The sequence below is a fragment of the Candidatus Enterococcus moelleringii genome, assembly GCF_017377575.1.
Lineage (GTDB): Bacteria > Bacillota > Bacilli > Lactobacillales > Enterococcaceae > Enterococcus_A > Enterococcus_A moelleringii.
In genome coordinates this window covers 1-22,758 of record NZ_JAFREM010000010.1, presented here as the reverse complement: position 1 = coordinate 22,758, position 22,758 = coordinate 1, and the positions used below count along the sequence as shown (strand labels likewise).

The 22,758-nt window shown below is 43.5% G+C and carries 22 protein-coding genes; 18 read left to right on the top strand and 4 right to left on the bottom strand.

Going from position 1 to position 22,758, the window contains the following annotated elements; all coding sequences use genetic code 11:
- The first annotated feature begins 15 nt into the window (after positions 1 to 15).
- From nifJ to metK, 5 genes are all read left to right on the top strand, one after another.
- Positions 16 to 3,483 carry a pyruvate:ferredoxin (flavodoxin) oxidoreductase gene (gene nifJ, locus JZO70_RS05725; RefSeq protein ID WP_207672591.1) on the top strand — a complete coding sequence of 1,156 codons (3,468 nt, stop codon included), beginning with the start codon at positions 16 to 18 and terminating at the stop codon, positions 3,481 to 3,483.
- Entirely contained in the window at positions 3,480 to 4,040 is a 561-nt protein-coding gene (locus tag JZO70_RS22570; protein WP_278252589.1) for a BMC domain-containing protein, read from the top strand. Before nifJ ends, JZO70_RS22570 begins: the two co-directional genes overlap by 4 nt.
- 18 nt (positions 4,041 to 4,058) lie before the next feature.
- Positions 4,059 to 4,331 carry a BMC domain-containing protein gene (locus JZO70_RS05715; protein ID WP_207672590.1) on the top strand — a complete coding sequence of 91 codons (273 nt, stop codon included), beginning with the start codon at positions 4,059 to 4,061 and terminating at the stop codon, positions 4,329 to 4,331.
- Positions 4,332 to 4,489: 158 nt separating this feature from the next.
- Positions 4,490 to 4,753, top strand: a complete 264-nt coding sequence (locus tag JZO70_RS05710) for a EutN/CcmL family microcompartment protein (protein WP_207672589.1) — start codon at positions 4,490 to 4,492, stop codon at positions 4,751 to 4,753.
- A gap of 14 nt (positions 4,754 to 4,767) precedes the next feature.
- Positions 4,768 to 5,922 (top strand): methionine adenosyltransferase, encoded by a 1,155-nt coding sequence (gene metK, locus JZO70_RS05705; RefSeq protein WP_207672588.1) that lies wholly within the window; start codon positions 4,768 to 4,770, stop codon positions 5,920 to 5,922.
- A 114-nt stretch (positions 5,923 to 6,036) separates the two neighbouring features.
- Here the strand turns inward: metK and JZO70_RS05700 are convergent, their stop codons facing one another.
- Positions 6,037 to 7,173, bottom strand: a complete 1,137-nt coding sequence (locus tag JZO70_RS05700; protein ID WP_207672587.1) for a DUF2922 domain-containing protein — start codon at positions 7,171 to 7,173, stop codon at positions 6,037 to 6,039.
- 815 nt (positions 7,174 to 7,988) lie between these two features.
- Here JZO70_RS05700 and JZO70_RS05695 point away from each other — a divergent pair.
- The 8 genes from JZO70_RS05695 (at position 7,989) to relB (ending at position 15,358) form a co-directional block, all read left to right on the top strand.
- On the top strand, positions 7,989 to 9,908 hold the full coding sequence (locus JZO70_RS05695; protein ID WP_207672586.1) for a BglG family transcription antiterminator: 1,920 nt from the start codon (positions 7,989 to 7,991) through the stop codon (positions 9,906 to 9,908).
- Between the two features lies 1 nt (position 9,909).
- Positions 9,910 to 10,383: a fructose PTS transporter subunit IIA gene (locus tag JZO70_RS05690; protein ID WP_207672585.1), complete on the top strand. Its 474-nt coding sequence runs from the start codon at positions 9,910 to 9,912 to the stop codon at positions 10,381 to 10,383.
- Between the two features lie 13 nt (positions 10,384 to 10,396).
- Positions 10,397 to 10,711: a PTS fructose transporter subunit IIB gene (locus JZO70_RS05685; RefSeq protein WP_207672584.1), complete on the top strand. Its 315-nt coding sequence runs from the start codon at positions 10,397 to 10,399 to the stop codon at positions 10,709 to 10,711.
- Positions 10,712 to 10,769: 58 nt separating this feature from the next.
- Positions 10,770 to 11,864, top strand: a complete 1,095-nt coding sequence (locus JZO70_RS05680; protein ID WP_207672583.1) for a PTS fructose transporter subunit IIC — start codon at positions 10,770 to 10,772, stop codon at positions 11,862 to 11,864.
- 157 nt (positions 11,865 to 12,021) lie between these two features.
- Complete coding sequence (locus JZO70_RS05675) at positions 12,022 to 12,720, top strand: HAD family hydrolase (RefSeq protein ID WP_207672582.1); 699 nt, start codon at positions 12,022 to 12,024, stop codon at positions 12,718 to 12,720.
- Between the two features lie 180 nt (positions 12,721 to 12,900).
- Positions 12,901 to 14,178: a class II D-tagatose-bisphosphate aldolase non-catalytic subunit gene (locus JZO70_RS05670; RefSeq protein ID WP_207672581.1), complete on the top strand. Its 1,278-nt coding sequence runs from the start codon at positions 12,901 to 12,903 to the stop codon at positions 14,176 to 14,178.
- 68 nt (positions 14,179 to 14,246) lie between these two features.
- Complete coding sequence (locus JZO70_RS05665; protein ID WP_207672580.1) at positions 14,247 to 14,957, top strand: HAD family hydrolase; 711 nt, start codon at positions 14,247 to 14,249, stop codon at positions 14,955 to 14,957.
- A 161-nt stretch (positions 14,958 to 15,118) separates the two neighbouring features.
- A complete protein-coding gene (gene relB / locus JZO70_RS05660) occupies positions 15,119 to 15,358 on the top strand; it encodes a type II toxin-antitoxin system RelB family antitoxin (protein WP_207672579.1) in 240 nt (79 codons plus the stop codon).
- A gap of 91 nt (positions 15,359 to 15,449) precedes the next feature.
- Here relB and JZO70_RS05655 read toward each other — a convergent pair whose 3' ends face one another.
- Positions 15,450 to 16,199: a DeoR/GlpR family DNA-binding transcription regulator gene (locus JZO70_RS05655; RefSeq protein ID WP_207672578.1), complete on the bottom strand. Its 750-nt coding sequence runs from the start codon at positions 16,197 to 16,199 to the stop codon at positions 15,450 to 15,452.
- A 242-nt stretch (positions 16,200 to 16,441) separates the two neighbouring features.
- Between JZO70_RS05655 and JZO70_RS05650 the strand changes: the two genes are divergently transcribed.
- Genes JZO70_RS05650 through JZO70_RS05630 form a run of 5 tightly spaced genes read left to right on the top strand, consistent with a single transcriptional unit; the run spans position 16,442 to position 20,768 of the window.
- Entirely contained in the window at positions 16,442 to 17,152 is a 711-nt protein-coding gene (locus JZO70_RS05650; protein WP_207672577.1) for a ribulose-phosphate 3-epimerase, read from the top strand.
- The gene (hxlB, locus tag JZO70_RS05645) at positions 17,142 to 17,699 is read left to right on the top strand and encodes a 6-phospho-3-hexuloisomerase (protein ID WP_207672576.1); all 558 of its coding nucleotides are present in this window, start codon (positions 17,142 to 17,144) and stop codon (positions 17,697 to 17,699) included. The genes JZO70_RS05650 and hxlB overlap by 11 nt, the downstream gene beginning before the upstream one ends.
- Before the next feature lie 8 nt (positions 17,700 to 17,707).
- Positions 17,708 to 18,889: a mannitol-1-phosphate 5-dehydrogenase gene (locus JZO70_RS05640; protein ID WP_207672575.1), complete on the top strand. Its 1,182-nt coding sequence runs from the start codon at positions 17,708 to 17,710 to the stop codon at positions 18,887 to 18,889.
- Positions 18,882 to 19,313 (top strand): PTS sugar transporter subunit IIA, encoded by a 432-nt coding sequence (locus tag JZO70_RS05635; RefSeq protein WP_207672574.1) that lies wholly within the window; start codon positions 18,882 to 18,884, stop codon positions 19,311 to 19,313. Before JZO70_RS05640 ends, JZO70_RS05635 begins: the two co-directional genes overlap by 8 nt.
- A gap of 36 nt (positions 19,314 to 19,349) precedes the next feature.
- A complete protein-coding gene (locus JZO70_RS05630) occupies positions 19,350 to 20,768 on the top strand; it encodes a PTS mannitol transporter subunit IIBC (RefSeq protein WP_207672573.1) in 1,419 nt (472 codons plus the stop codon).
- Positions 20,769 to 20,819: 51 nt separating this feature from the next.
- Here the strand turns inward: JZO70_RS05630 and JZO70_RS05625 are convergent, their stop codons facing one another.
- A complete protein-coding gene (locus tag JZO70_RS05625; RefSeq protein ID WP_207672572.1) occupies positions 20,820 to 21,845 on the bottom strand; it encodes a threonine aldolase family protein in 1,026 nt (341 codons plus the stop codon).
- A gap of 169 nt (positions 21,846 to 22,014) precedes the next feature.
- Positions 22,015 to 22,716 carry a deoxyribose-phosphate aldolase gene (gene deoC / locus JZO70_RS05620; RefSeq protein ID WP_207672571.1) on the bottom strand — a complete coding sequence of 234 codons (702 nt, stop codon included), beginning with the start codon at positions 22,714 to 22,716 and terminating at the stop codon, positions 22,015 to 22,017.
- Positions 22,717 to 22,758 lie beyond the last annotated feature (42 nt).

The window sequence follows — 22,758 nt, the reverse complement described above, 5'->3', positions numbered from 1 at the left end:
AAGGAGGAACGGGAAATGAAACAAGTCATGGACGGCAATCAAGCAGCCGCTTACAGTTCCTATGCTTTTTCAGAGGCAGTCAGCCTTTTCCCGATCACCCCTTCTTCCAAAATGAGCGAAGTGGTGGAAGCCTGGTCCCAGCAGCAGAAAGTAAATGCGTTGGGGGAAACGGTGGAAACGCTAGTGATGGATTCGGAGGCCAATGTGGCGGGCTCGATGCACGGACTTTTAAAGTCAGGTGTGTTGACCACTACCTATACTTCCTCACAAGGATTGTTGTTAATGGTTCCTACCTTATACAAAATGGTAGGGGAGCTTTTGCCGGGCGTCTTTCAGGTGGCGGCCCGCTCGGTTTCCACCAGTACCTTGAATATTCACGGGGATCATAGCGATGTGATGGCCCTGCGTCAAACCGGCGCGGTAATGCTTTCGGCCAGCAGTGTGCAAGAAGCCGCTCTGTTTTCGGCGGCTGCTCACTTAACCGCTATTCGAGGCCGCTTGCCAGTCGTGCACTTTTTCGACGGCTTTGATACCAGCCATGAATTGCGGAAAATTCAATTACCGACTTATAGTGAGCTGGCCCAGCAGGTGGATCAGGAGGCCTTGACATTGTTCAAAAGTCAGGGCGTTTCCAATTTTTCACCTAAGGTCAGCGGGACCGCCCAAGGACCGGAGTTGTATTTTCAGCAACGGGAAGCCGCCAATCTTTTCTATCTTTCAATTGAAGGAATCATTGAGGAAACGATCCAGCAGCTGAACCCGCTTTTTGGAACCGACTGTTCTTCCGTTAATTATTATGGTGATCCTCAGGCTGAGTCAGTGATGGTTCTGATGGGTTCTGCCAGAGAAATTGCGGAAGCCGCCGTGGATGAGTGCTTAGCTCGGAATGAAAAGGTGGGACTACTAACGGTTCATGTGTATCGACCGTTTCCGAAAAATAAATTTATTGACGCCTTGCCTGCTACAGTGAAACAACTGGCGGTTTTGGATCGTACCAAGGAGCCTGGCGCTTCTGGGGAACCTTTATTGCTGGATGTTCAACGAGTGATTGCTGCCCATGATCCCGCCATCGAAGTAATTGGCGGCCGTTATGGGTTAGGTGGTAAAAAGACCACCGTGGCTCAACTGTTGGCGGTGTTTGCTGAATTGAAGAAAACCGGGAGAAAGTCCGAATTCACCATCGGAATTACCGATGATGTGACCAAGCTTTCATTAACACCCAGTAAAAGAACTCGTGAAGCAGAAGTGATCGGGATTGAAATTCTCGGTGTTGGCTCCGACGGTACGGTTTCCAGTGCCAAGGATTTTGTTCAGCTGATTAGTCAAGAAACCAATTTTGATGTGAAGGCTGATTTCGTCTATCCCGCTACTAAGTCTCGCGGACTTACCTCAGCCCGCCTTTTCTTTGCTAAAGAGAAGATCCGCGGTGTTGACGAAGAGGTGCCAGTCGATTTTCTAATGTGCCATGAGCTGAGTTACTTAAATGAATATCAGGCCCTCGAATCGTTGAAGGATGGGGGAACCTTACTTTTAAATACCAGTTATCGAACAGAAAACCTGCCGCAGCATCTGACTAATCAGGTGAAGCGGGTGATGGCTGACAAAAACATCAAAGTGTTTGTAACGGATGCCAATCGAATTGCCCGCCAGTATCAACTGGGCCCTAAAATCGGACCATTGATGATGGCGAGTTTGTTAGAGAAGACTGACTTTTTAGCGATTGATTCAGTGCAGGAAAGTTATCGCGAACTTGTGCAGCAGCATAGTTATATGGAAGATTCAGAATATCGCCAGTCTGTGTTTGCGGCGATGGCTCAAGTGTTAGCCACAAGTGAGGAGCTTACCATTGATTCTACATGGTCAAACTTGGTGGATGAACCCTTACCAGCCAATCGAAAACTGAACAAGTTTCAACAGGCGATTTCCTTGCCGGTGCAAAAACGTTCAGGCGACACGATTTCTACTTGCGACCTGTTAGTCAACGGGATGGCGGATGGCTCAATTCCGTTAGGGGGCAGCCGAGATATGCTGGTGCCGCCGGCGGAGGAAATTCCTTGCTGGCAAAAGGACGCTTGTCGTCAGTGCAACCTGTGTTCGCTGGTTTGTCCTCACGGAGCGATTCGCCCGTTTGTGACAGAGGCTAAAGAAGCGCAGGGGGATTTTAAAGGGAAGCCCAAGCTGGATTATCAAGTTTTGCTTAATCCTGAGAAATGTACCGGCTGCCAATTATGTGTCGAAGCTTGTCCGGCCAAAGCTGAAAATGCGTTAAGTTTACAACGTCTTCCTCAAGCTGAACGGAAGGATAAGCAGAAACAATGGGAAGCAGCGGAATCTGGGAACCTAAACGAAAGTGTTGCTCCAACCAAACGAAATGTACGGGAAACTCAATTTGTAGAGCCGTTATTGAAATATTCCGGTGCGTGTGCCGGCTGCGGCGAAACACCTTATGTAAAATTACTGACCCAATTGTTTGGGGAACGGTTAAGTATTGCTAACGCCACTGGTTGTTCATCGATTTGGTCAGCTAGTGCACCTTTTTCCGCCTTTTATCAAACCAAGCAGCAAACCGGCCCGATTTGGTCCAGCTCCTTGTTTGAAAACAATAGTGCCTTTGGATTAGGGATGGAGCAAGGCTTTAAGCTTCGCCATAAGCAAGTGTATCAGCTGCTGGAGGAAGTGTCTGTCGACAAACAGCAGGGAATTGTCATTCGTAAATTCGCTGAAGACCTGCTGAAGCTGGCGGGAAGAGATCTGATTGCGATTCAACAATTTTTAACTCTGGTCGCTGATTCTAAGGATCAAAAGCTGCAGCGGATTGTCGAAATGAAGGCCTATTTAGTCAAAAGAACCCACTGGATTGTCGGTGGCGATGGCTGGGCTTATGATATCGACTTTGGGGGATTGGACCATCTCATTTCCCGCGGCGAAGATTGCAACGTTCTGATTTTAGACAATGAGGGCTATGCCAATACTGGAAACCAACTGTCAAAAGGAACGCCGTTAGGGGCCAAAGTAAAATTTGCTTCTAAAGGCAATCGCCGCATGAAAAAGGATTTTGGGTATTATGCCATGCAGTATGAGGAAATTTTCGTAGCACAGGTTTCGTTGTTTTCGCATCCGGCCCATGTTCAGAAGGTATTTCAGGAAGCTGAAGCGTACCCTGGGACCTCGATCGTGATTGCTTACAGTCCTTGTATCATGAATAATACCAATTTTTCGGCGGTTGAAAGCAGCAAAGAAGCTGTGGCCTGTGGGTACTGGCCGCTTTATACCTACTGTGATGGGCAAATGAAGCTGTACAGTAAGCCGCCAGATGCCAAAGCCTTTAACGCGTTTTTACAAAAACAACCAAGATTTCAGCATCCTGATTTTACTCAGGAGCGAGTCAAACGACTATTTACGGTAGCCAAGCAGCGCTATCTTAACTATCAGCTGCTAAAAGAGCTAGGAGAAATTGATTTTGGAAAGGAGGAGATGAATTGAACAGAGAATCTTTAGGAATGGTGGAAGTCCGCGGCCTCGTCGTAGCGATCGAAATTGCCGATGCAATGGTGAAGGCGGCCAATGTCCGCTTAGGAGAACTAACCAAAACCAAAGGCAACGGCTGGATTGTAGTCAAGGTCTTTGGTGACGTGGGGGCAGTTAATGCGGCAGTCGATTGCGGCAAACACCTCGCTGCTCAAGAAAACAGCCTTATTTCCAGCAAAGTCATTCCACGCCCCATCGAAAATATCTTTTTTGAGCCGGAAAAGCCGGAAGAAAAGGAAGAAGCAAAAGTAGAAGAAGCAAAAGCTGAGGAACCGAAAACCGAGGAAGCAAAGGTAGAGGAAACGAAAGCAGAAGAAGTAAAACCTGAGGAATCAAAACCAAATGATTCCGAGGCAGCAGCCGATAAGAAACCAAGCGAGTCTGCCAAACCCGAACCAAAACAAACCGAAACCAAAAAAGAAGTCACGGCTGAAAAGTCGAAGACGGAAGCAAAAAAACAACCCGAGAAAAAACCAAGCGGGAAAAAAACGACCAAGAAAAAGTCGAAGTAAGCTCAAGGAGGAAGAACAATGAATGATGCATTAGGAATGGTAGAAACACGAGGATTTATCGGAGCAGTTGAGGCGGCTGACGCAATGGTGAAATCAGCCAATGTTCAATTAGTCGGCTACCAACAAATCGGATCAGGGCTAGTAACTGTCTTGGTTAGAGGCGATGTCGGCGCAGTAAAATCAGCAGTCGACGCTGGCTCTGCGGCAGCGGCTAACGTGGGAGAAGTAGTTTCTGTTCATGTGATTCCACGCCCGCATACAGATGTAGAAAATATTTTACCTCAGCTATAAAAAAATTGAGGACAGTTCTTGTCCTCAATAATGAATAGAAACGCTTCTATTTATTATTAAGGACAAGAAGGAGAGGAGAACTGTGACGGATAAGTTACGTCGCGAATACTCCACCAAAATCGCGGACGAGCCAACTATTTTAGAAAGAAGATGAGTCTATGTATATTGGAAAAGTTGTAGGAAATGTAGTTTCCACTAAAAAAGAAGCAGCCTTAACTGGCTATAAATTGATGATTGTGGAATTGATCCAGCGAAATACCCAAGAAAAACTGGAGGAAATTGTCGCCATTGATCTAGTAGGTGCTGGACGGGGCGAGTTTGTATTAGTCGTCAGAGGAAGCTCGGCTCGAATGGCCACCAAAAAGCATGACGCACCCATCGACGCCGCCATTATCGGAATCATTGACACCTTCGATGAATAAAAGGAGCAAATAAGATGAACTATTTAACTTCTGAATCCGTTACAAAAGGGCATCCTGATAAATTGTGCGATCAAATTTCCGATCGCATTTTGGACGCTTTTTTGACCGGCGATCCGGAATCCCGTGTCGCCGTTGAATGCATGATTTCCAATAACCTGCTAGTCATTGCCGGCGAAGTAACCAGCAGTGCACAAGTAGACATAGAAGCGGTAGCAAGAACACTTCTGCAGGAAGTAGGTTATACCAGTAATGTAATCGGGATTGATGCCAAAAACTGTATTGTTCTCACCAATCTTCATCAGCAGTCACCAGACATCAGCCAAGGCGTAGATCAAGCCGCGGGCTCAATCGGTGCTGGCGATCAAGGAAGTGTCTACGGCTATGCCTGTAACGAAACGGTGGACTTTATGCCGCTTCCGATTCATTTGGCCCATGCTTTGACGCGAAAATTAGATACAGCCAGACAAAGCAGCGAGTTGCCCTTCTTATTGCCGGACGGCAAAGCGCAGGTGACGATTCTTTATAATGAAAAACAGCAGGCGATTCAGATTTCTGATGTGGTTCTTTCTACGCAGCACATTGAAGAAATTACCGTTGAAGAGCTGCGGAACCAGGTCAGAGAAAAAATCATTGCGCCTGTTTTGCCAGCCAAATTGCTGAATGAAAAAACCCGCTATTTGATTAATCCCACTGGTCGTTTTGTCATCGGCGGACCCTTCGGCGATACTGGGCTTACCGGCCGGAAAATTATTGTCGATACCTATGGCGGTGTCATTCCCCACGGCGGCGGAGCTTTTTCAGGAAAAGACGGCACCAAGGTGGATCGCTCGGGAGCTTACATGGCCCGCTATATCGCCAAAAATATTGTCGCAGCGGGATTTTGCCAGCGATGCCAGATCGCGCTATCTTATGCGATTGGCTATCAAGAACCGGTGGCGATTGACATCAAGACCTTCGGCACCAGCTGTCTACCTGAAGAGCTGCTGAAAATCGCTGTGCTGAAAACCTTCGACCTGTCACCGAGAGGTATGATTGACACATTGCAGCTGAAGACGCCATTGTTCAAACAAACCTCTGTCTACGGCCACTTTAACAACCTCAGTGCCTTCCCCTGGGAAAAACTGGATAAGGTTGAAACAATCAAGCGTTTCGTGAAGGAATTTAGTTAACTATCCCCGACACTGGACGGAAAAAAATGATAAATCAAACTATATTTTTAGTCGACAGCCCCGCGAGACGAGTGAGGTTGTCGACTTTTTGCTCGCCCCGACGATTTCTGCAGCTTACTTCCGCTTTTTCCCGCCACGTTTATTGATCTGGCTTAAGATTCCGCGTTTATTCTGTTTATTCCGCTGTATTTTATCTGCTCGCTCTTGGGCTAGTTTCTTTCGTTCCTTTTTGGTCAAATTCTTCTTGCCTTTAGCGGGCGCATCGGCTGCTTCCGCTTTTTTACGCTCCCGTTCCTTCTCTTTTTCCATTTCCAGCTGAATCTCCCGCATCGGCCGTTTGTCTAAGGCGGCTTTAAAGGCGATTACTTCGCGTTCTTCATCAGTAACGGAGGAAGAATCAAAGCCAGCGGTATAGAAATCATTTAAAGCTTGCGCTTCTTCTTCGGATAAGGTTTTGCTGGGAGGGCCATCAATGATTTCTGCCGATTCTGCTACAATAGTGTCTTCTTCCCCGGTTGCGTTTTCAATTTGAGTATCGATAGCAGCTTCATTAGATTCAACCGCAGCAGATAACGATGCATCAAGCGGCAACAGCTGTCCAGCTTTTGCCATCAATTCTGCCGCCGCTTCTTCATCCCGACGATCAAAACTGGGTTCGTAAACTGTGAAATCAGCATAAATAGGCTCCGCAAAACGCTGAACACCGTCTTTGTGGAAGATATTCAGCGTACCCAAAATAGACATCAAGGCGTAGTGCTCCTCCTTGGTGATATCAGGGTTCACGTTGCTTAGACTCCAGCTGTGTCTTTTGCCGTTTCCATCCTTAAAATAAGAGATCATGTTGGTTTTCTTTTCGGTGGGTCGGGCCTTGGAAATCAGGCGCGGACGCAGTTTTTCTATGTAAAGCTCTGTACTTTTCGTCAGCTGCTCGAACTCGGCTTCACTGGCAAATAAACGGTTTTTGACCTTTTTCCACTGATCAGCATCGAAGTAATCACGGAAATAGACGCAGGACAAGCGAATCTCGTGGACAGCCTTACTAGTCAAAAATATATTACGGATTAACTCCTCCGCCAAGAAAGAAAAGTCCTCTGTCGATAGGGCGTTGCGAATCATCACGGCTAAAGCTGCTTGGATGGTATAGACATCGTTACCTGATTCCGAATGGAAATCCTGAACGCGTTTTTCGAGAGATGCTCTTTTCATGGTGTTGATCTGTCTGGAAGATAATACGTATTTTGCGGTTGTCATAGTTCACTGCTCCTCGTCTGTTTGCATTATTTAAAATGATTTGTTGGTAAAGGTGTTCTAAACTTGGCTTGCGGTTAGAAGTACTTAACAAAGCCTTATTTGTGCTGGTTTATTTTTACTTAGTTTGGTGGGTATGAACACTTAAGTGGGAAAATTTACTGATACTAAGAACTGAGCTAGAGACTTCGGGCAGTCATTTTTCGAAGACAGACAGTCCACGCTTGAGCGGCGCATTAGGCGACCGAGTCCGAACTTTTCCATAAATTCTTTTGAGTCAGTTCTATGTAAGTTATATGTTTTCAAATATAATACAAAACTACATGACGGAAATCAAGCGTTTTCTTAAGATGTGTAAAAGTTTTCTGATGATAAAGATAAACATTGTTACATATGTCACAAGTGTTAATTACAAATGGAAATTAATGAGAAATAAATTGATGATGTTGGCTGGTTTTCTTGTGTTGGAGGTAGGGTTCATCAATGGTAGGCTCAATTTTTTTGAAATAACCTTAAATCAGCAATTCCAAGGCTGAAAGAAAATTTCAGATAGATTATTCTCAATAAAGCACCAAATTTGCATCTGTTACTTCTATAATAAAAAGTACATGTTTGTAAAGAGGTACTTGGAGCCTTTGCAACATGTCGTAAATGAAGCAATTGCTTTTTGCAACAAGTGAACAGGATGTTGTAGGGACTTGTTGCAAGGAATTGTAATATTCAAGTTTTTATTCAGCCCGTATAATTAAGCCATGATCATGATAACGCTATCAGAGATGAAGGCCTTTATTCAAGATAGTTAGGAAGTGTGTATCATTATGCTCACAAGAAGACAAAAAGAACTGCTGGAGTTATTAACACAAGAAAATGACTTTCAGACCGTAGAATATTTTGCCGGCAAGCTGGGCGTTTCCAAGCGAACCACCCATATCGAACTGCAGATTATTGAAGAATATGTTCAAAGTTCAGGTAAATACCTGGAAAAAAAGCGTGGTGTTGGCATTGCGTTAAGAGGATTAAAAGAAGTTGAAACAACTAAAGAAAACAGCGAAGGAAGTGATGTTTACGATACTTTTAACCGCCGAATTCAAATCATGAATCAGCTGCTGTTTGAAGAAAAACTCGTAAGTTTTAATTATTTGTCAGACAATTTTATGGTCAGCAAATCTTCTATTATCAAGGATTTTGAGTTCATTATGAAGATCCTGAATGTAGGTTCTGAGATTAAATTATGCAGCGATATTCACGGAACTTCTTTAGTGGGTTCTGAGGAAGATATTCAAAAAGCGCTGCTGCAATTTAATCGCTATTTATTAAGTAATTCGGATATTTATTCAAACGATGACTTTGCGGAAAAAATTAAGCTGCTGAATCCTTATTATGGAGATAGTTTGATTAGTGTGTGTTCCAATATTTTGTACACTTATGTCCGGGAAAATGTGAATGCGATTTCTGATTATTATGTTCAAAATATCCTGAACATCTTCATCATTTTAGTTTACCGCATCTCTCAGAATAAGCATATGGAGGAACAGAGAAGTGCTAGTCCGCTGGAATCCAATGTGTTTTTCGAGGAAAGTGCTGTCCGAATGCTCCATAAAGCTGCTTTACGGTTGGGGTTCTCTTATACCAATGAAGACGTGCAATATTTATCACTGCATTTGGTTTCTAATCGGTTTGAGCCGCTACCTGAAGATGAGATTGATGAAGTGATTGTGGATCAGCTGCTGGCTAAGGTGTCTGAAGCCTTAAACATTAATTTTTCCAGTGACCAGAAGTTGGAGGAACAGTTGAAAAATCATATTCCGCCGATGATTTATCGGTTGAAATCCAATAATAAGACGGAAAATCCCTTTACATCACAAATCAAAAATGAATTTTCCCTTACCTTTAATGTGATTTGGGTGGTTTTAAGTGAATACGAGCAGGAGCTGGGCTTCAGCTTTAATGAAGATGAGATTGCTTTTTTGACCATGTATTTCCAAGCAGCGATCGAACGGGCTAGAATGAACCGCAAGATATTAATTGTATGCCAAATGGGAATTGCCACCTCGGAATTATTAATTAATCGCATTAAAAATGTACTGCCTTCATTAGACAGCTTTGAGATTGCCTCGGTGCCAGAGCTGGCGCATACAGATGTTGACCAATATGATTTGATCATCTCTACGATCAAAGTGGAGATTCCAGGAAAAGATGTGATCTTGGTTTCACCGTTTCTCAGCAGTCAAGATATCGAACGGATTAAGAATTCTGGGTACCGACCGAACAAAATTAATAAAATTGTCAAATTAGCTCGTTCCCATCATCTAAAGAAATTTGTTCCTATGGATGCGCTGTATGTTAATTCCGATTTTACTTCTAAGGAAGAGCTGATTACTCAAATAGGCGAGGTACTCCTCAAGCAGAAAAGTATTAAACCTGCCTTTTCTGAGACAGTTCTTGAAAGAGAAGCGTTAGGTGGCACAGATCTTCCAACAGGTACAGCGGTCCCTCATGGGAATTCGCTTTACGTTAATCAAACAACGATCGTGGTAGTGAAAAACAGCAAAAAATTTAAGTGGAACAAGTATTACGTAGATATTGTTTTTCTGATTTGTATTGCCAAACAAGACACCTTCCAAACGAGAAACATCTTATCAGATATTTACAACATTATCGACAACAGTGATCAACTAAAACAAATACGTGAAGCAACCTCGAAAGATGAGTTGTACAAAAAACTCGGGAGTGATTAGTATGGAAAAAATTCAGGAGAGCAATAAGGGCGTCATCTCCACGGATCTGATTTATTTAGATAGCGAACTAGATAATCAAGACGCTGTTCTGCAGTTTATTGTGGAAAATTCCGAATTTGTCGGTTATGTGGAGGAAGCCGATGAGCTGTATGAAGCAGTCAAACGCCGGGAAGCAGAAGTTCCGACTGCGATTGGGTATGACATTGCCATCCCACATGGGAAAACCGAAGCGGTGATTCATCCATTTATAGCTTTCTTACGAACCAAGGAAGCTTTTCAATGGACGACCAAAACGGAAGAAATGGTCCGTTTAGTCTTTTTAATTGGTGTTCCAGAAACTAGTGAAGGCAAGCTGCATCTTAAGTTTATTTCCCAATTAAGCAAAAAATTATTAGACGACGAATTTAGAGCCAAGTTATTAACGGAAACGGATAAAAACAAAATATTTGAACAATTAAATGCAATTTCAATCTAAGGAGGAAAACAACATGAAAGTAGTAGCAGTTACCGCGTGTCCAACAGGGATCGCACATACGTATATGGCACAAGAGGCAATCGAAAAGGAATGCAAAAAACGGGGATATGAGGTTCAAGTAGAAACCCAAGGAAGTATGGGGATCGAGAACGAACTAGAGCAAGATACCATCGATCAAGCCGATGTATTGATTCTAGCCGTTGCTATCGACGTAGAGGATGCCGAACGTTTTGAAGAAAAAATTGATTCAGGAAAATCATTGTCGGTAGAGCCAGGAGAAATGATTAAGTATCCGGCAAAATATATCGATCAAGCTGAAAAATTATAAAAAGCTGAATGGTATTCGTGCTGATAAAAACAATAAAATCAAGTAGGAGTGACAAAAAATGAAGAAAGAAAACAAGTTCTTTAAAGACGTTCAAAAAGCCTTTAACACCGGTGTTTCCTTCATGCTGCCATCAGTAGTAGTCGGAGGTATTTTCTTAGCTGTCGCACTAGCGACGGGGACAGCCACTGACGCAGGGATGGAAATTACCAGTCCCTTCATGCAGAATTTAAACGATCTGGGAGCAGCTGGGTTTGCCATGATGATTCCGCTATTATCTGGTTATATTGCCAATTCATTAGCAGGCAAGCCAGGCTTGGTCCCAGGGATGATTTTAGGATTTGTTGCCAATAATCCAATTGGTGAGGGTCAAGTTAAGACTGGTTTCCTTGGAGCCATGATCATGGGTGTGGCAGCCGGCTACTTTGTTCGTTGGTGTAAAACTTGGAAAGTTCCAGCAACTATTCGTACGATTATGCCAATTTTAATCGTACCAGTAGTCTCCACTTTTGTTTTAGGGATGTTCTATATCTACGTGATTTCAATTCCGATCGGTGCAGCGATGGATTGGTTAGTTCAAGTTCTAGGCCAAATGCAAGGCGGCAGTGCGATTCTGCTTGGTGTAATTATTGGCGCAATGACGGCTATCGATATGGGTGGTCCGATTAATAAAACAGCGACTGCCTTTACTTTAGCTTTAATGGCTGAAGGCGTTTATGGACCAAACGGTGCTCACCGGATTGCCTGTGCGATTCCTCCATTGGCAATGGCGATGTCTACCTTCATCGACCGCAAGAAATATACTTCTGAAGATAAAGATTTAGGGATTTCGGCTTTCTTCATGGCCTTAATCGGGATCACAGAAGGGGCGATTCCTTTTGCTGCAAAAGATATCAAACGAGTGCTGCCAGCCATTATTGTAGGTAGTGCGGTTGGCGGTGCGATTGGTATGGCCGCAGGCGTGGAGGCTTTAGTTCCCCATGGGGGATTCATTATTTTACCAGTAGTCAATGGCAAGGTGTGGTATGCGATTGCGATTATTGCTGGCGCGGCAGTATCGGCGGCCATTCTTCATTTCACCAAACCAAGCTTGGTAGAAGAAAAGCCGAAAGCCAAAAAAGAAGAAGCAACAGAGCAAGTAGAAGTAGTAAAATAGATGAAAGAATATGAGCCGACTCCTATTTTAGGAGTCGGTTTTTATCATGGGGCAAGTGCTGTTTTTTTGCTCAGGTCGTAACCACGCGTGTTTTAAGGTAAAATGAAGAAGATTGAAGTGAACCAGCTTCAACCTTTCTTACATAGGAGGAGATACAATGACTACGATTATTTTTGATGTGGATGATACTTTATATGACCAATTAACGCCTTTTCAACAAGCTTTTGATGCAGTATTCAATGACCCGTCGATTCCGCTGGAGGAGCTGTTTAAGTACAGCCGCATTTATAGCGATGAAGTGTTCCAACAATCAGAAGACGGCACAATCACTAAGTTGGAGATGCAGATTTATCGTATAAAAAAGGCGATGGAACACTTCGACCAGCAGATAATGGATGAACAAGCGATCAAATTCCAGGAAATCTATCAACAGTATCAAAGTAAATTGCAGCTGGATCCGCGCATGAATGAAGCCTTGGATTTTTGCGTGGAGCAACAGGTTCAAATTGGCATTATCACCAATGGGCCAGCTGAACATCAATGGAAAAAAGTCAACTGTTTGCAGTTGGAGAAATGGGTACCCAAAGAGTATATTTTTGTCTCCGGTGATCTGGGAATTGCCAAACCGGATATTCGGGTGTTTCAGCAAGTGGAGCAGGTGATGCAACTAGAGAAAGAAACTACTTACTACATCGGCGACTCTTATTTTAACGATATCATTGGTGCGAAAAGGGCTGGATGGAAAGCTATTTGGGTAAATCGACGGAACCATCCAACAGAGTCTGAAGAATTTTTACCTGATTATCTAATCGACAACAATACCAATGTTAAGCAGCTGCTTCTTTCGTTGATTTAATTGGCTTTTACAGCAAGAAAATCTCCCTGCAACAAGTAATTATCTACTGCAACAAGTCCCGTGTTGATGCACAGACTTGTTGCAGGGAAATGTAATATTCAGCGGCGGCGATCCATCCTATACTTTAAGTGTGATAAGGAACTGTTATCAAAAAAGTTAGGAAATGGAGATGTACTAAACATGGAAAAATTACCTATCAAAAAAGTCGTAGAGGGACTGCTAGATTTACAGGCTACCGGAGAAAGCGCTACCCTGCTGGGGATCGGACCAATGTCCAAAAACTGTGTGCAGGCTACCTTGGAGTTATCACAAGACGATGATTATCCAGTAATGTTTATTGCCAGTCGTAACCAGGTGGACGCAGACGAATTAGGCGGCGGCTATGTAAATGGCTGGAATCAATTCACCTTTGCCAAAGCAGTGGAAGAAGTAGCGGCTGAAATTGGTTATGACAATTTATATTACTTATGCCGAGATCATGGCGGTCCTTGGCAACGAGATAAAGAACGTAACGACCATTTACCAACGGAAAAAGCGATGGAATTAGGCAAAAAATCTTATGTGGCAGATATTGAAGCCGGCTTTGATTTACTGATGATCGACCCAACCAAAGATCCCTTTGAAGTAGGTAAAGTCATTCCGCTAGACACAGTGTTAACTCGAACGGTGGATTTAATTGAATTTTGTGAGCAAGAACGTAAAGCTCGGAATTTACCAGAAATTGGTTACGAAGTGGGGACCGAAGAAACCAATGGCGGGTTGACTTCAACTGAAACCTACGAAACCTTCATTTTACGTTTGAAGGAAGAATTGGAAAAACGTGGTTTGCCAATGCCAACCTTCATCGTCGGTCAAACTGGAACCTTAACCCGTAAGACCGAACAAGTCGGCACCTTCAATTTCAAAAATGCCTATGACTTGGCTCAAATGGCAAAATCATATGGTGTTGGCTTGAAGGAACACAACGGCGATTACTTAGATGATGTTACGTTGCTGGAACACATCCCTTCACAAATTACTGCAACCAACGTAGCCCCTCAATATGGCACGGAAGAAACGCGGGCCTACTTGAACTTGGCTGCTGTTGAAGCTAAATTAGTGGAATATGGATTAGTCGAAGATGTGTCCAATACCCGCGAAGTATTGTTAGAGCATGCTATCAAGAGCGAACGCTGGAGAAAATGGATGGTAGGCGAACAAAAAGAGCTGACAGTTGAGCAAATCATGGAACAAGATGATGCACAGCTGCAGGCAGAAATCCTTGATATTGCCGGACACTATACCTTCAATGATGACGAAGTCAAAGCAGAAATCGAAAAAATGTATGCTAACTTGAAGGCCCATAACATTGACGGTCAACGCTATGTAGTCGATCACATCAAGCGTCCAATTCGCGACTACGCAGAATGCTACAATTTAAATGGTGTGACAACACGAATTAAAAATAACGTCAAATAGCCTATAAAAGTACTGCATCTGACAAACCGGTGCAGTACTTTTTCTTTTATCTAGAAAGGACCTAAATCATGAACAAAGCCTTCATTTTTGATATTGATGACACAATTTATGATCAGCAGCAGGCTTTTCAGCGAGCCTTTGAAAATCAGCGCATTCCCGAAAGTGCCACAGTCGATTGTTCCCATTTATATAAACTTACCAGAGAATACGGCGACGAAACCTTCCGTGACGGTTTTGACCAAAGCAAATTGCGAAGCATGCAAATCCATCGGATCCGACGGGCATTGCAGGATTATGCTATCGTTATTGATGACCAGCAAGCTTTAAATTTTCAGCTGGATTTCGAGAAATTCCAAAAAGAAATTCAACTATTCCCAGAGGTGAAACAACTTTTCGATAACCTCGTCAGCCAAAAAAAAATTGTGGGAATTATCACCAACGGCACCAAAGAAAAACAAACGCATAAAATCCAAAAGTTGGAGCTGAGTCACTGGATTTCTCCAGGAAACATGTTGGTTTCAGAAGAAGTAGGAATTTCCAAGCCGAACATTAGTATTTTTAAAGCTTTGGAAGACAAACTGCCTGTCGCGAAAGAAAATATTTACTACATTGGTGATAATTTTCTGAATGATATAATCGGTGCTCAATCTGCTGGCTGGAAAACCGTTTGGGCAAACTACAGGGAACATGAAGCGGTTGATGAAACGGTGATTCCTGATTATGTAGTAGAAAGTCCTAGAGAATTGTTGAAGACGGTGAGCGTGTTAGCGGCTAAATAATATGAATAGTGAATGAGTGATAACCTATCAAATGGGATGAGAGATTTCGTTTGGTAGGTTTTTTATATCTTTCTGGTCATAAATTATCAGTGATCTTCTTAAAATCGGCTTTGACACTAGCTTACTATGCGTTAAAATATGATTGAATAGGAGGCGAGCGTATGCCGAAATTAATAATTGAAGTAACCGAGGAAGAGAAAGCTTTCTTGGAGGAAGTGGCTAAAATAAAAGGTGAAGATTTGGGTGATCTATTAAAAGATCAGTTATTTGAATCTTTTGAGGATATCTATGATCTTCATGCTGCTGAGTTGGGGAGTGAAGAGTATAGAAAGAATCCAGAAATGGCTATACCATTTGAGGAATACATGAAAAAAATGAACATCGATCCTGAAAAAGAATAACCGCACATAAAAAAATCCCTCTCCACAGCGACCCCCAAACCACTTGGAAGTCTCGCTCAAAGAGGGATTTTTCATGTTTATCCAACTTCAATCAATCAATTAACAACAGCTTCTGCTTATTGTATTCCTTCCGCACCTTCTCCGGAATATCCTCTGAAATCAGAAAACTCAATTCATCCACCGGACCGACGATGGCGTTGCTGACGGTGCCGAATTTGTCGTTGGTAATCATCCCCAGAACTTCCGTAGAAACACGGGTCATTTGCTGCTTGATTTCGGCTTCCTGCAAGGTTGGCACGCTGGTTCCGGCATCAATGTCGACATTGTAGATGCCCATCACGTACAAATCGGCACGAACTTTTTGCAGGCTTTTGTAGGTTTCTACACCTAAGTTAATCATAGACTGTTTGTAGAAAATACCACCAATGTTGATCACTTCAATGTTGGCGTGCTGGGCCAACTCAACGGCAATCGGCGGACTGTTAGTAATGATAGTTGCCCGAAAATCGTTGGGAATTTCCTTCACTAAAGCCAAATTAGTGGTGCTGCCATCAATAATAATCACGGAATCTTCTTTTAAAAAAGGCAGTGCCTTATGGGCAAGTGCCTTTTTTCTTTCGCTGTCGACAGTCTCGCGATAAGTAAAATCAGTGACTGGTGGTCCTACCCGCAAGGCGCCGCTGTGGACCCGCTTCAGCAATCCTTGACTGTCCAATTCCTTTAAATCGCGACGAATCGTGTCTTCCGAAACTTGAAACCGGTGGCTTAAATCGCTGGCAATGACTTTTTGTTCAATATTTAAAATGTCGATGATTTTCTGTTGCCGTTCCTCTTTTAACATACGCTGCTCCTTTGTTTTTCTTTGCTTTAATTTTCCCATGTATGCGGTTTTGTGTCAATTTGTTTTTATCTTTGCGGCATAAACAGGCATGAAACGCGCAAATATTTGCATGTTTGTGTTGACTTATGCCTTAAGAGCGTTTACAATGAGGGTGTAATCAAGGGAGGCATCGCTGTTAACCAACGCGCGGGCGGAGCATTTCTGATTAAAAACTTTACGACAAGAAGTTAGGAGTTGCAATTATGGAAAAGCAAGTGAAATTGTCCCCTTCGATCATGTGCGCCGATTTAGTCAATTTGGAAAATGGCATGAAGGAGCTGGAGGAATTAGGCTTAGACACGCTGCACATTGATGTCATCGATGGTACCTTTAGTCCCAGCATGCCTTTAGGCTTGGAAACCATCAAACGGATGCGGGAAGTGACCAGCATGAATTTTGATATTCACATTATGGCCAATGACAACGAGTTTTTTATCCAAGAAATGCTGAAAATCGGCGTGGAAAGCATTACCTTCCATCACGAAACCAGCTTGCATGTGGATCGTTACATTCAATTAATCAAACAAGCTGGCACTAAAGTCGGTGTGGCTTTGAACCCATCGACTTCATTAACCGTATTGGATTATGTGCTGCCGGAAATTGATTTGGTTTGCCTGATGCTGATTAATCCAGGCTTTGCTACTAATAAAAATGAAAAACAAGTGCCGTATGCGACGAAGAAAATTCGCGATTTACAGGCAAAAATTGCCGAAGTGAACCCAGCAGTTCAGCTGCAGGTAGACGGTCGGGTGTCATTAGACAGTATTCCGCAATTAGTGGAAGCCGGCGCCAATAATTTAGTTTTAGGCAGTACCAGTTTGTTCATTAAAGGCAATACCTTAACAGAAAACAAGCAAAAAGTAGAAGAAGCAGTCCGGCAAGGATTGGGTGAGGTGAATGCACATGTCCTTTAGAACATCGGAACAAAAAATGGTCAAAGAAATTGAATCCACTTTAGCTGGCATTGATGAGGCGCAAGTCGATCAACTGATCGCCGCAATTCAACAGGCCGAAAAAGTCTTTTTCGTCGGCGTCGGTCGGGTGCTGCTTTCATTAGAAGCCATCGCCAAACGTCTAGCTCACATCGGCATTCAAACGGTGGTTGTAGGCCAGATCACGGAACCCGCCATCACTGACAAAGATTTACTGATTGTCGGATCTGGCAGCGGCGAAAGTGCCTTTCCTTTGGCAATTGCTAGAAAAGCTAAAACTTTTGATGCAAAAGTTGCCCATATTGGCTCAAATCCTAACAGCTCCATGAAGGAGTATGCCGATATTTTCGTTAGAATTCCGGTCCAAACAAAATTGAATCTAGACGGCGAAATCCCATCGGTTCAACCAATGACCAGTTTATTTGAACAAAGCTTATTACTCTTAGGGGATGCAATTGCCTTAACCTTAATAGAAGAAAAAAATATCGACATGCATGGCTTGTGGCGCTATCATGCCAATTTGGAGTAGGTGATCAGATGAAAGCAGTACATTTTGGTGCCGGGAATATCGGCCGCGGCTTTATCGGGCAGGTGCTGCATAACAATGGCTTCGAACTTTGTTATGTGGACACAGCCCAGCCGGTGATTGACCAGCTGAATCAGGATCACGGCTATCCGATTGAGTTTTTAGAGGAGCAGCAATCTACCGTATTTATTGACCACGTTCGGGCACTCCATTCGTTGAATCAGACGGATCAAGTGCTGCCGGAAATTCAAACGGCGGATTTACTGACAACTTCAGTGGGCGCAAACAACTTAGTACGAATCGCACCAACGATTGCCAAAGCGTTAACCACTCGTTTTACTGAAAAACAGGCACCCATCAATATTTTGGCGAACGAAAATATCATCAATGCCAGTTCACTGCTGAAGGAACATGTTTATCAGGAATTAACTGAATCCCAGCGGCAGCTGTTTGACCAATATGCCTCATTTGTGGATACGGCAATCGACCGGCAGGCGTTAGCCAAAGAAATAGCTGGCAAAAGTGTGGCCGTGGTAGAACCTTATTATGAGTGGGTGATCAGTCAAAGTCAGTGGAATCCGGAAACCGGCGTAAACCTGCAAGGAGTGACGTTTGTTGAGGATATGCAGCCGTTTATCGAGCGAAAGCTGTACATTGTCAATGCGGCTCATGCGGCGTTTGCCTATTTAGGGTCTCTGTTCGACTACGAAACCGTGCAGGAAGCGATGCAAGATTTGACGCTAGTCAAAATTGTCCACGGATTTTTAACGGAAAACAAAGCCTATTTCCAGCAAAAGTACCAAAGCAGCGAAGCTGAATTGGATACCTTTATCGCGAAAACATTGAAACGGCACGGTAATCCAATGCTGGCAGATAGTGTCCACCGAGTTGGCCGCTCACCAATCCGGAAATTGAACAGCCAAGATCGATTAGTAGCACCAGTTAAGGCATTAGCAGAAATGAATTTGCCTTATCAAAATGGCTTGAAGGTCATCGTGGCCGCCTATCTTTATAAAAATGCAGACGACGAGGAAGCACTAGAATTGCAACAATTAATAGAAGAAAAAGGGCCACTAGCTGCATTTTCTCAAATTTCGGAGATTGAAGGAGAGTTGGCAGTCAAGTTGAACCCGCTTTATAATAAAGTAAAAGAAGACAAACACTATTTGATTGAAGGTGAAGAGCATGCTTAAAGATTACCTTGAAGGCAACAGTCATTTCCAACAAAAAGTATCCAACTGGCAGGCTGCGACAAAACTTGCAGCTCAGCCCTTATTAGAAAAAGGAACAATTACTGAAGAATATATCGAAGCGATGATTCAAAATGTACTGGACAACGGGAATTACATTATTATTCTACCGAAAGTGGCGATGCCCCACGCACGACCAGAATTCGGCAGTCAAGGAGTGGGTATGAGTTTTCTGCGGCTGCAGGAACCAGTGCTTTTTCCCAAAGAGGAGCCTGTGGAGCTGTTTTTCGTCTTGGCCTCTAATACACCAGATGGCCATTTAGAATTAATGGCGGAATTGGCGGAAATTTTAAGCGACGTAGAATTGTATGAAGATTTATTGCAAGTACAAACAGAAGAAGAGTTGTTGGCTTTATTAAACGGGTAGAGAACGAACGACTGAAACGAATCAGGAGGAAAAAAGATGGAAATTTCGAATGAAAAGAAGCAAGTGTCGACCAGAGCACGGGTTCAAGCTTTTGGTGGCTTTTTGACCAATATGGTTTTGCCAAATATTGGCGCCTTCATTGCATGGGGGATTGCGACAGCGCTATTTATTCCAAGTGGCTGGTTCCCCAATGAGTCCTTAAATGAACTTGTCGGGCCGACAGTTAGTTACTTATTGCCATTATTATTAGCTTACACCGGCGGACGGATGATCGGCGGTCAGCGGGGAGCGGTTCTTGGGGCATTAGGAACAATGGGTCTAATCATTGGTGCAGACATCCCGATGTTCATGGGTGCGATGATTGTAGGACCTTTAGGCGGCTGGATTATGAAGAAAACCGACAAATTCTTAGACGGTAAAATTCCCGCCGGCTTTGAAATGGTGGTTAACAATTTCTCCATCGGAATTATCGGCTTCTTGTTAATGATCTTGTCTTACTTATTAATTGGACCAACGATTCAAGGGGCCAATCAATTTGTCACCAATGCGATTGAAGCCTTAGTTTCAACTGGATTCTTGCCATTATTGTCACTGATCAATGAACCAGCAAAAGTCTTGTTCCTGAATAACGTGATCGACCAAGGTGTCTACTATCCATTAGGGATGCAGCAAACCCTTGAAGCCGGCAAATCCATTTACTTCATGGTAGCTTCAAACCCTGGACCTGGTTTAGGATTGTTATTGGCCTACTCTTTCTTTGGCAAAAAAGCAGCCAAAAAGACAGCTCCAGGCGCGATTATTATCCACTTCTTTGGCGGGATTCACGAATTGTATTTCCCTTATGTACTGATGAAACCGATTACGATTCTTGCAATGATTGCCGGGGGAATGACCGGAACGATCACTTTCCAATTGTTCGGTGCTGGTTTGGTAGCTGGACCTAGTCCGGGTTCGATTTTCTCTTACCTGGCCTTAACCCCTCGCGGAAATTTTGTTGGCGTGATTGCTGGGGTAGCAACTGCGACACTGGTTTCCTTCTTAGTTACTTCGGTCATTTTGAAAGCGGACAAAACTTCAGATGAAGAAGATGCTTTTGCGGAAGCTGCGGAAAAATCAAAATCGATGAAATCAGAAGGCAAAAGTCTATTGAATCCACAAGCTGCAACTAGCTTTGCTAAAATTTCTTTCGCTTGTGATGCTGGTATGGGCAGCAGCGCAATGGGAGCCACTACCTTCAAAAACAAGCTGAAAAAGGCTGGTGTGGAAGATGTGGAAGTGAAGAATTATCGGATTGAGGATGTGCCGACCGATAGCGATATCGTAGTCGTCCATCAAGATTTGGAAGAACGAACCCGCAAGTCTCACCCGAATATGCAGGTAGTCACATTAAAAAATTATCTGCAAGATCCAGTGATTGATCAGCTGGTTGAGGATGTCGTGGCGAGTAAGAAATAAGTCAATACAAATACCCAAGATAAGAAATTTTTCCTGTCTTGGGTATCTTTTTTAAATCATCTCCAACAACTCCGCTACGGCTTCTTCAGTCGTTGCCCAAGAAGTCGCAAAACGCACTACGGAATGCTGATCATCATATTTTTCCCAGAAAGAGAATTTGACTTTTTCTGACAGTTCCTCCAGCTTAGCATTATCGATAATGAAAAACTGCTGGTTAGTTGGTGAGTCAATCAAAGTTTTATAACCTTTTTCCTTAAAGCCTGTCTTCAACAACTCCGCCATGTCGATGGCATTTTGGCTAATATCAAAATACAAATTGTCGCTGAACAAAGCTAAAAACTGCACGCCTAGCAAGCGGCCCTTTGCCAACAATCCACCATGCTGTTTAATTGAAGAAAGAAAATGCTTCGGCATATTCTTTTTCGTGAAAACCAAAGCTTCTCCACACAAGGCCCCAATTTTAGTCGCTCCAATGTAGAATACATCACACAACTGCGCGATATCTACCAGCGCCACATCATTTTCTTTACTCATCAAACCGTAGCCTAAACGTGCACCATCCATATATAATGGAATTTCGTATTCACGACAAACAGCCGAAAGGGCGGTCAGTTCTTCTAAAGAATACAACGTGCCGTATTCGGTTGGTTGAGAAATATAGACCATTCCCGGTGCTACCATATGCTGGTAAACCGGATCAGCATAGTAGGTTTCCAAGTAATCCTTTACTTGGCTTGCGTCGATTTTGCCTAAAGTGTGAGGCAAGGTCAAGACTTTGTGGCCGCCAGCTTCGATGGCCCCAGCTTCGTGGGTGCTGACGTGACCAGTATCAGCTGCCAGAACACCTTCGTAATTCTTCAACAAAGTTGTGATGACGATCTGGTTGGTTTGCGTACCGCCAACTAAAAATTTAATCTCAGCTTCCGGGCAGTCCAGCCGCTCCTTAATTTTTTCAATCGCTTGCTGAGTGTATGAATCCGAGCCATAGCCTGATTCCTGCACCATATTTGTTTCCATTAAAAGCTGCAGCACCTTCTCGTGAGCGCCCTCTGAATAATCGTTTTCAAATGATAACATGATAGTTCCTCCCATTTTCCATCCGCTAGGTCATAGTAACAAGCGGTATTTAGCTAATGAAAGCATACGTTTCTTAAGGAATCGTGTCAACATATTCTTGAAGCCTGGAATTAAGTTGAGTGAGAACTAAAAAAACAGCATGCCGAATTGCAGACATGCTGGGTCAAACTTATATCGTAATTTCTCCATCCACCGCTTCTGCTTTTAACGCGTCGATGATGGTCATGCCTGAACTGGAGCCGATTCGTTCTGCCCCGCAGGCGATCATTTTCTTGAAGGTTTCCGCATCACGAATCCCGCCAGCGGCTTTCACCTTCACTTTATCGCCCACATGTTCCTTCATTAGTTTCACATCGTCAAAGGTGGCTCCGCTTGGCGCAAAGCCGGTGGAAGTCTTGATGAAATCCGGCTCGACTTCTTTCGCAATTCTACACAATTCGATTTTTTCTTCATCTTCTAAGTAGGCATTTTCAAAAATCACTTTGGAAACCACGCCTTTTTCCCGACAGACTGCAACAATTTGCTGCATCTCTTCTTTTAGATACGCCCAATTTTTCCCTTTAACTTCGGTTATGTTAATGACGTAATCAATCTCAGTTGCCCCGCATTCAATCGCATTTTTCGTTTCAAAAACCTTCGCATCTATGGTTGTTTGGCCTAACGGAAAGCTGATGGCCGCCCCAATTTCGATATGGCTGCCTGCTAAATACTCCTGACACCGCTTAGACTGCACCTGGTTAATCGCTACCATTTTAAAGTGGTAAGCCTTCGCTTCGTCACAAAGCTGCTTCATATCCTCGGGGGCGGCATAAGGCTTCAGGTTGGTGTGGTCAATCATTTGCGCAAGTTGGTCAATCGTGTAAGTTGTCATTCTTTCTCCTCCTTTATGTAATTACATAAATAATCATAATTC

What these genes read in the sequence shown, in the direction of transcription:
- JZO70_RS05655 (WP_207672578.1), bottom strand. Translation starts at nt 16,199, where the DNA reads ATGTTAAAAGAGGAACGGCAACAGAAAATCATCGACATTTTAAATATT.
- JZO70_RS05695 (WP_207672586.1), top strand. Translation starts at nt 7,989, where the DNA reads ATGCTCACAAGAAGACAAAAAGAACTGCTGGAGTTATTAACACAAGAA.
- JZO70_RS05665 (WP_207672580.1), top strand. Translation starts at nt 14,247, where the DNA reads ATGAACAAAGCCTTCATTTTTGATATTGATGACACAATTTATGATCAG.
- JZO70_RS05710 (WP_207672589.1), top strand. Translation starts at nt 4,490, where the DNA reads ATGTATATTGGAAAAGTTGTAGGAAATGTAGTTTCCACTAAAAAAGAA.
- JZO70_RS05650 (WP_207672577.1), top strand. Translation starts at nt 16,442, where the DNA reads ATGGAAAAGCAAGTGAAATTGTCCCCTTCGATCATGTGCGCCGATTTA.
- JZO70_RS05640 (WP_207672575.1), top strand. Translation starts at nt 17,708, where the DNA reads ATGAAAGCAGTACATTTTGGTGCCGGGAATATCGGCCGCGGCTTTATC.
- hxlB (WP_207672576.1), top strand. Translation starts at nt 17,142, where the DNA reads ATGTCCTTTAGAACATCGGAACAAAAAATGGTCAAAGAAATTGAATCC.
- nifJ (WP_207672591.1), top strand. Translation starts at nt 16, where the DNA reads ATGAAACAAGTCATGGACGGCAATCAAGCAGCCGCTTACAGTTCCTAT.
- JZO70_RS05680 (WP_207672583.1), top strand. Translation starts at nt 10,770, where the DNA reads ATGAAGAAAGAAAACAAGTTCTTTAAAGACGTTCAAAAAGCCTTTAAC.
- relB (WP_207672579.1), top strand. Translation starts at nt 15,119, where the DNA reads ATGCCGAAATTAATAATTGAAGTAACCGAGGAAGAGAAAGCTTTCTTG.
- metK (WP_207672588.1), top strand. Translation starts at nt 4,768, where the DNA reads ATGAACTATTTAACTTCTGAATCCGTTACAAAAGGGCATCCTGATAAA.
- JZO70_RS05625 (WP_207672572.1), bottom strand. Translation starts at nt 21,845, where the DNA reads ATGTTATCATTTGAAAACGATTATTCAGAGGGCGCTCACGAGAAGGTG.
- JZO70_RS05675 (WP_207672582.1), top strand. Translation starts at nt 12,022, where the DNA reads ATGACTACGATTATTTTTGATGTGGATGATACTTTATATGACCAATTA.
- JZO70_RS05715 (WP_207672590.1), top strand. Translation starts at nt 4,059, where the DNA reads ATGAATGATGCATTAGGAATGGTAGAAACACGAGGATTTATCGGAGCA.
- JZO70_RS05685 (WP_207672584.1), top strand. Translation starts at nt 10,397, where the DNA reads ATGAAAGTAGTAGCAGTTACCGCGTGTCCAACAGGGATCGCACATACG.
- JZO70_RS05630 (WP_207672573.1), top strand. Translation starts at nt 19,350, where the DNA reads ATGGAAATTTCGAATGAAAAGAAGCAAGTGTCGACCAGAGCACGGGTT.
- JZO70_RS05635 (WP_207672574.1), top strand. Translation starts at nt 18,882, where the DNA reads ATGCTTAAAGATTACCTTGAAGGCAACAGTCATTTCCAACAAAAAGTA.
- JZO70_RS05690 (WP_207672585.1), top strand. Translation starts at nt 9,910, where the DNA reads ATGGAAAAAATTCAGGAGAGCAATAAGGGCGTCATCTCCACGGATCTG.
- JZO70_RS05670 (WP_207672581.1), top strand. Translation starts at nt 12,901, where the DNA reads ATGGAAAAATTACCTATCAAAAAAGTCGTAGAGGGACTGCTAGATTTA.
- JZO70_RS05700 (WP_207672587.1), bottom strand. Translation starts at nt 7,173, where the DNA reads ATGACAACCGCAAAATACGTATTATCTTCCAGACAGATCAACACCATG.
- deoC (WP_207672571.1), bottom strand. Translation starts at nt 22,716, where the DNA reads ATGACAACTTACACGATTGACCAACTTGCGCAAATGATTGACCACACC.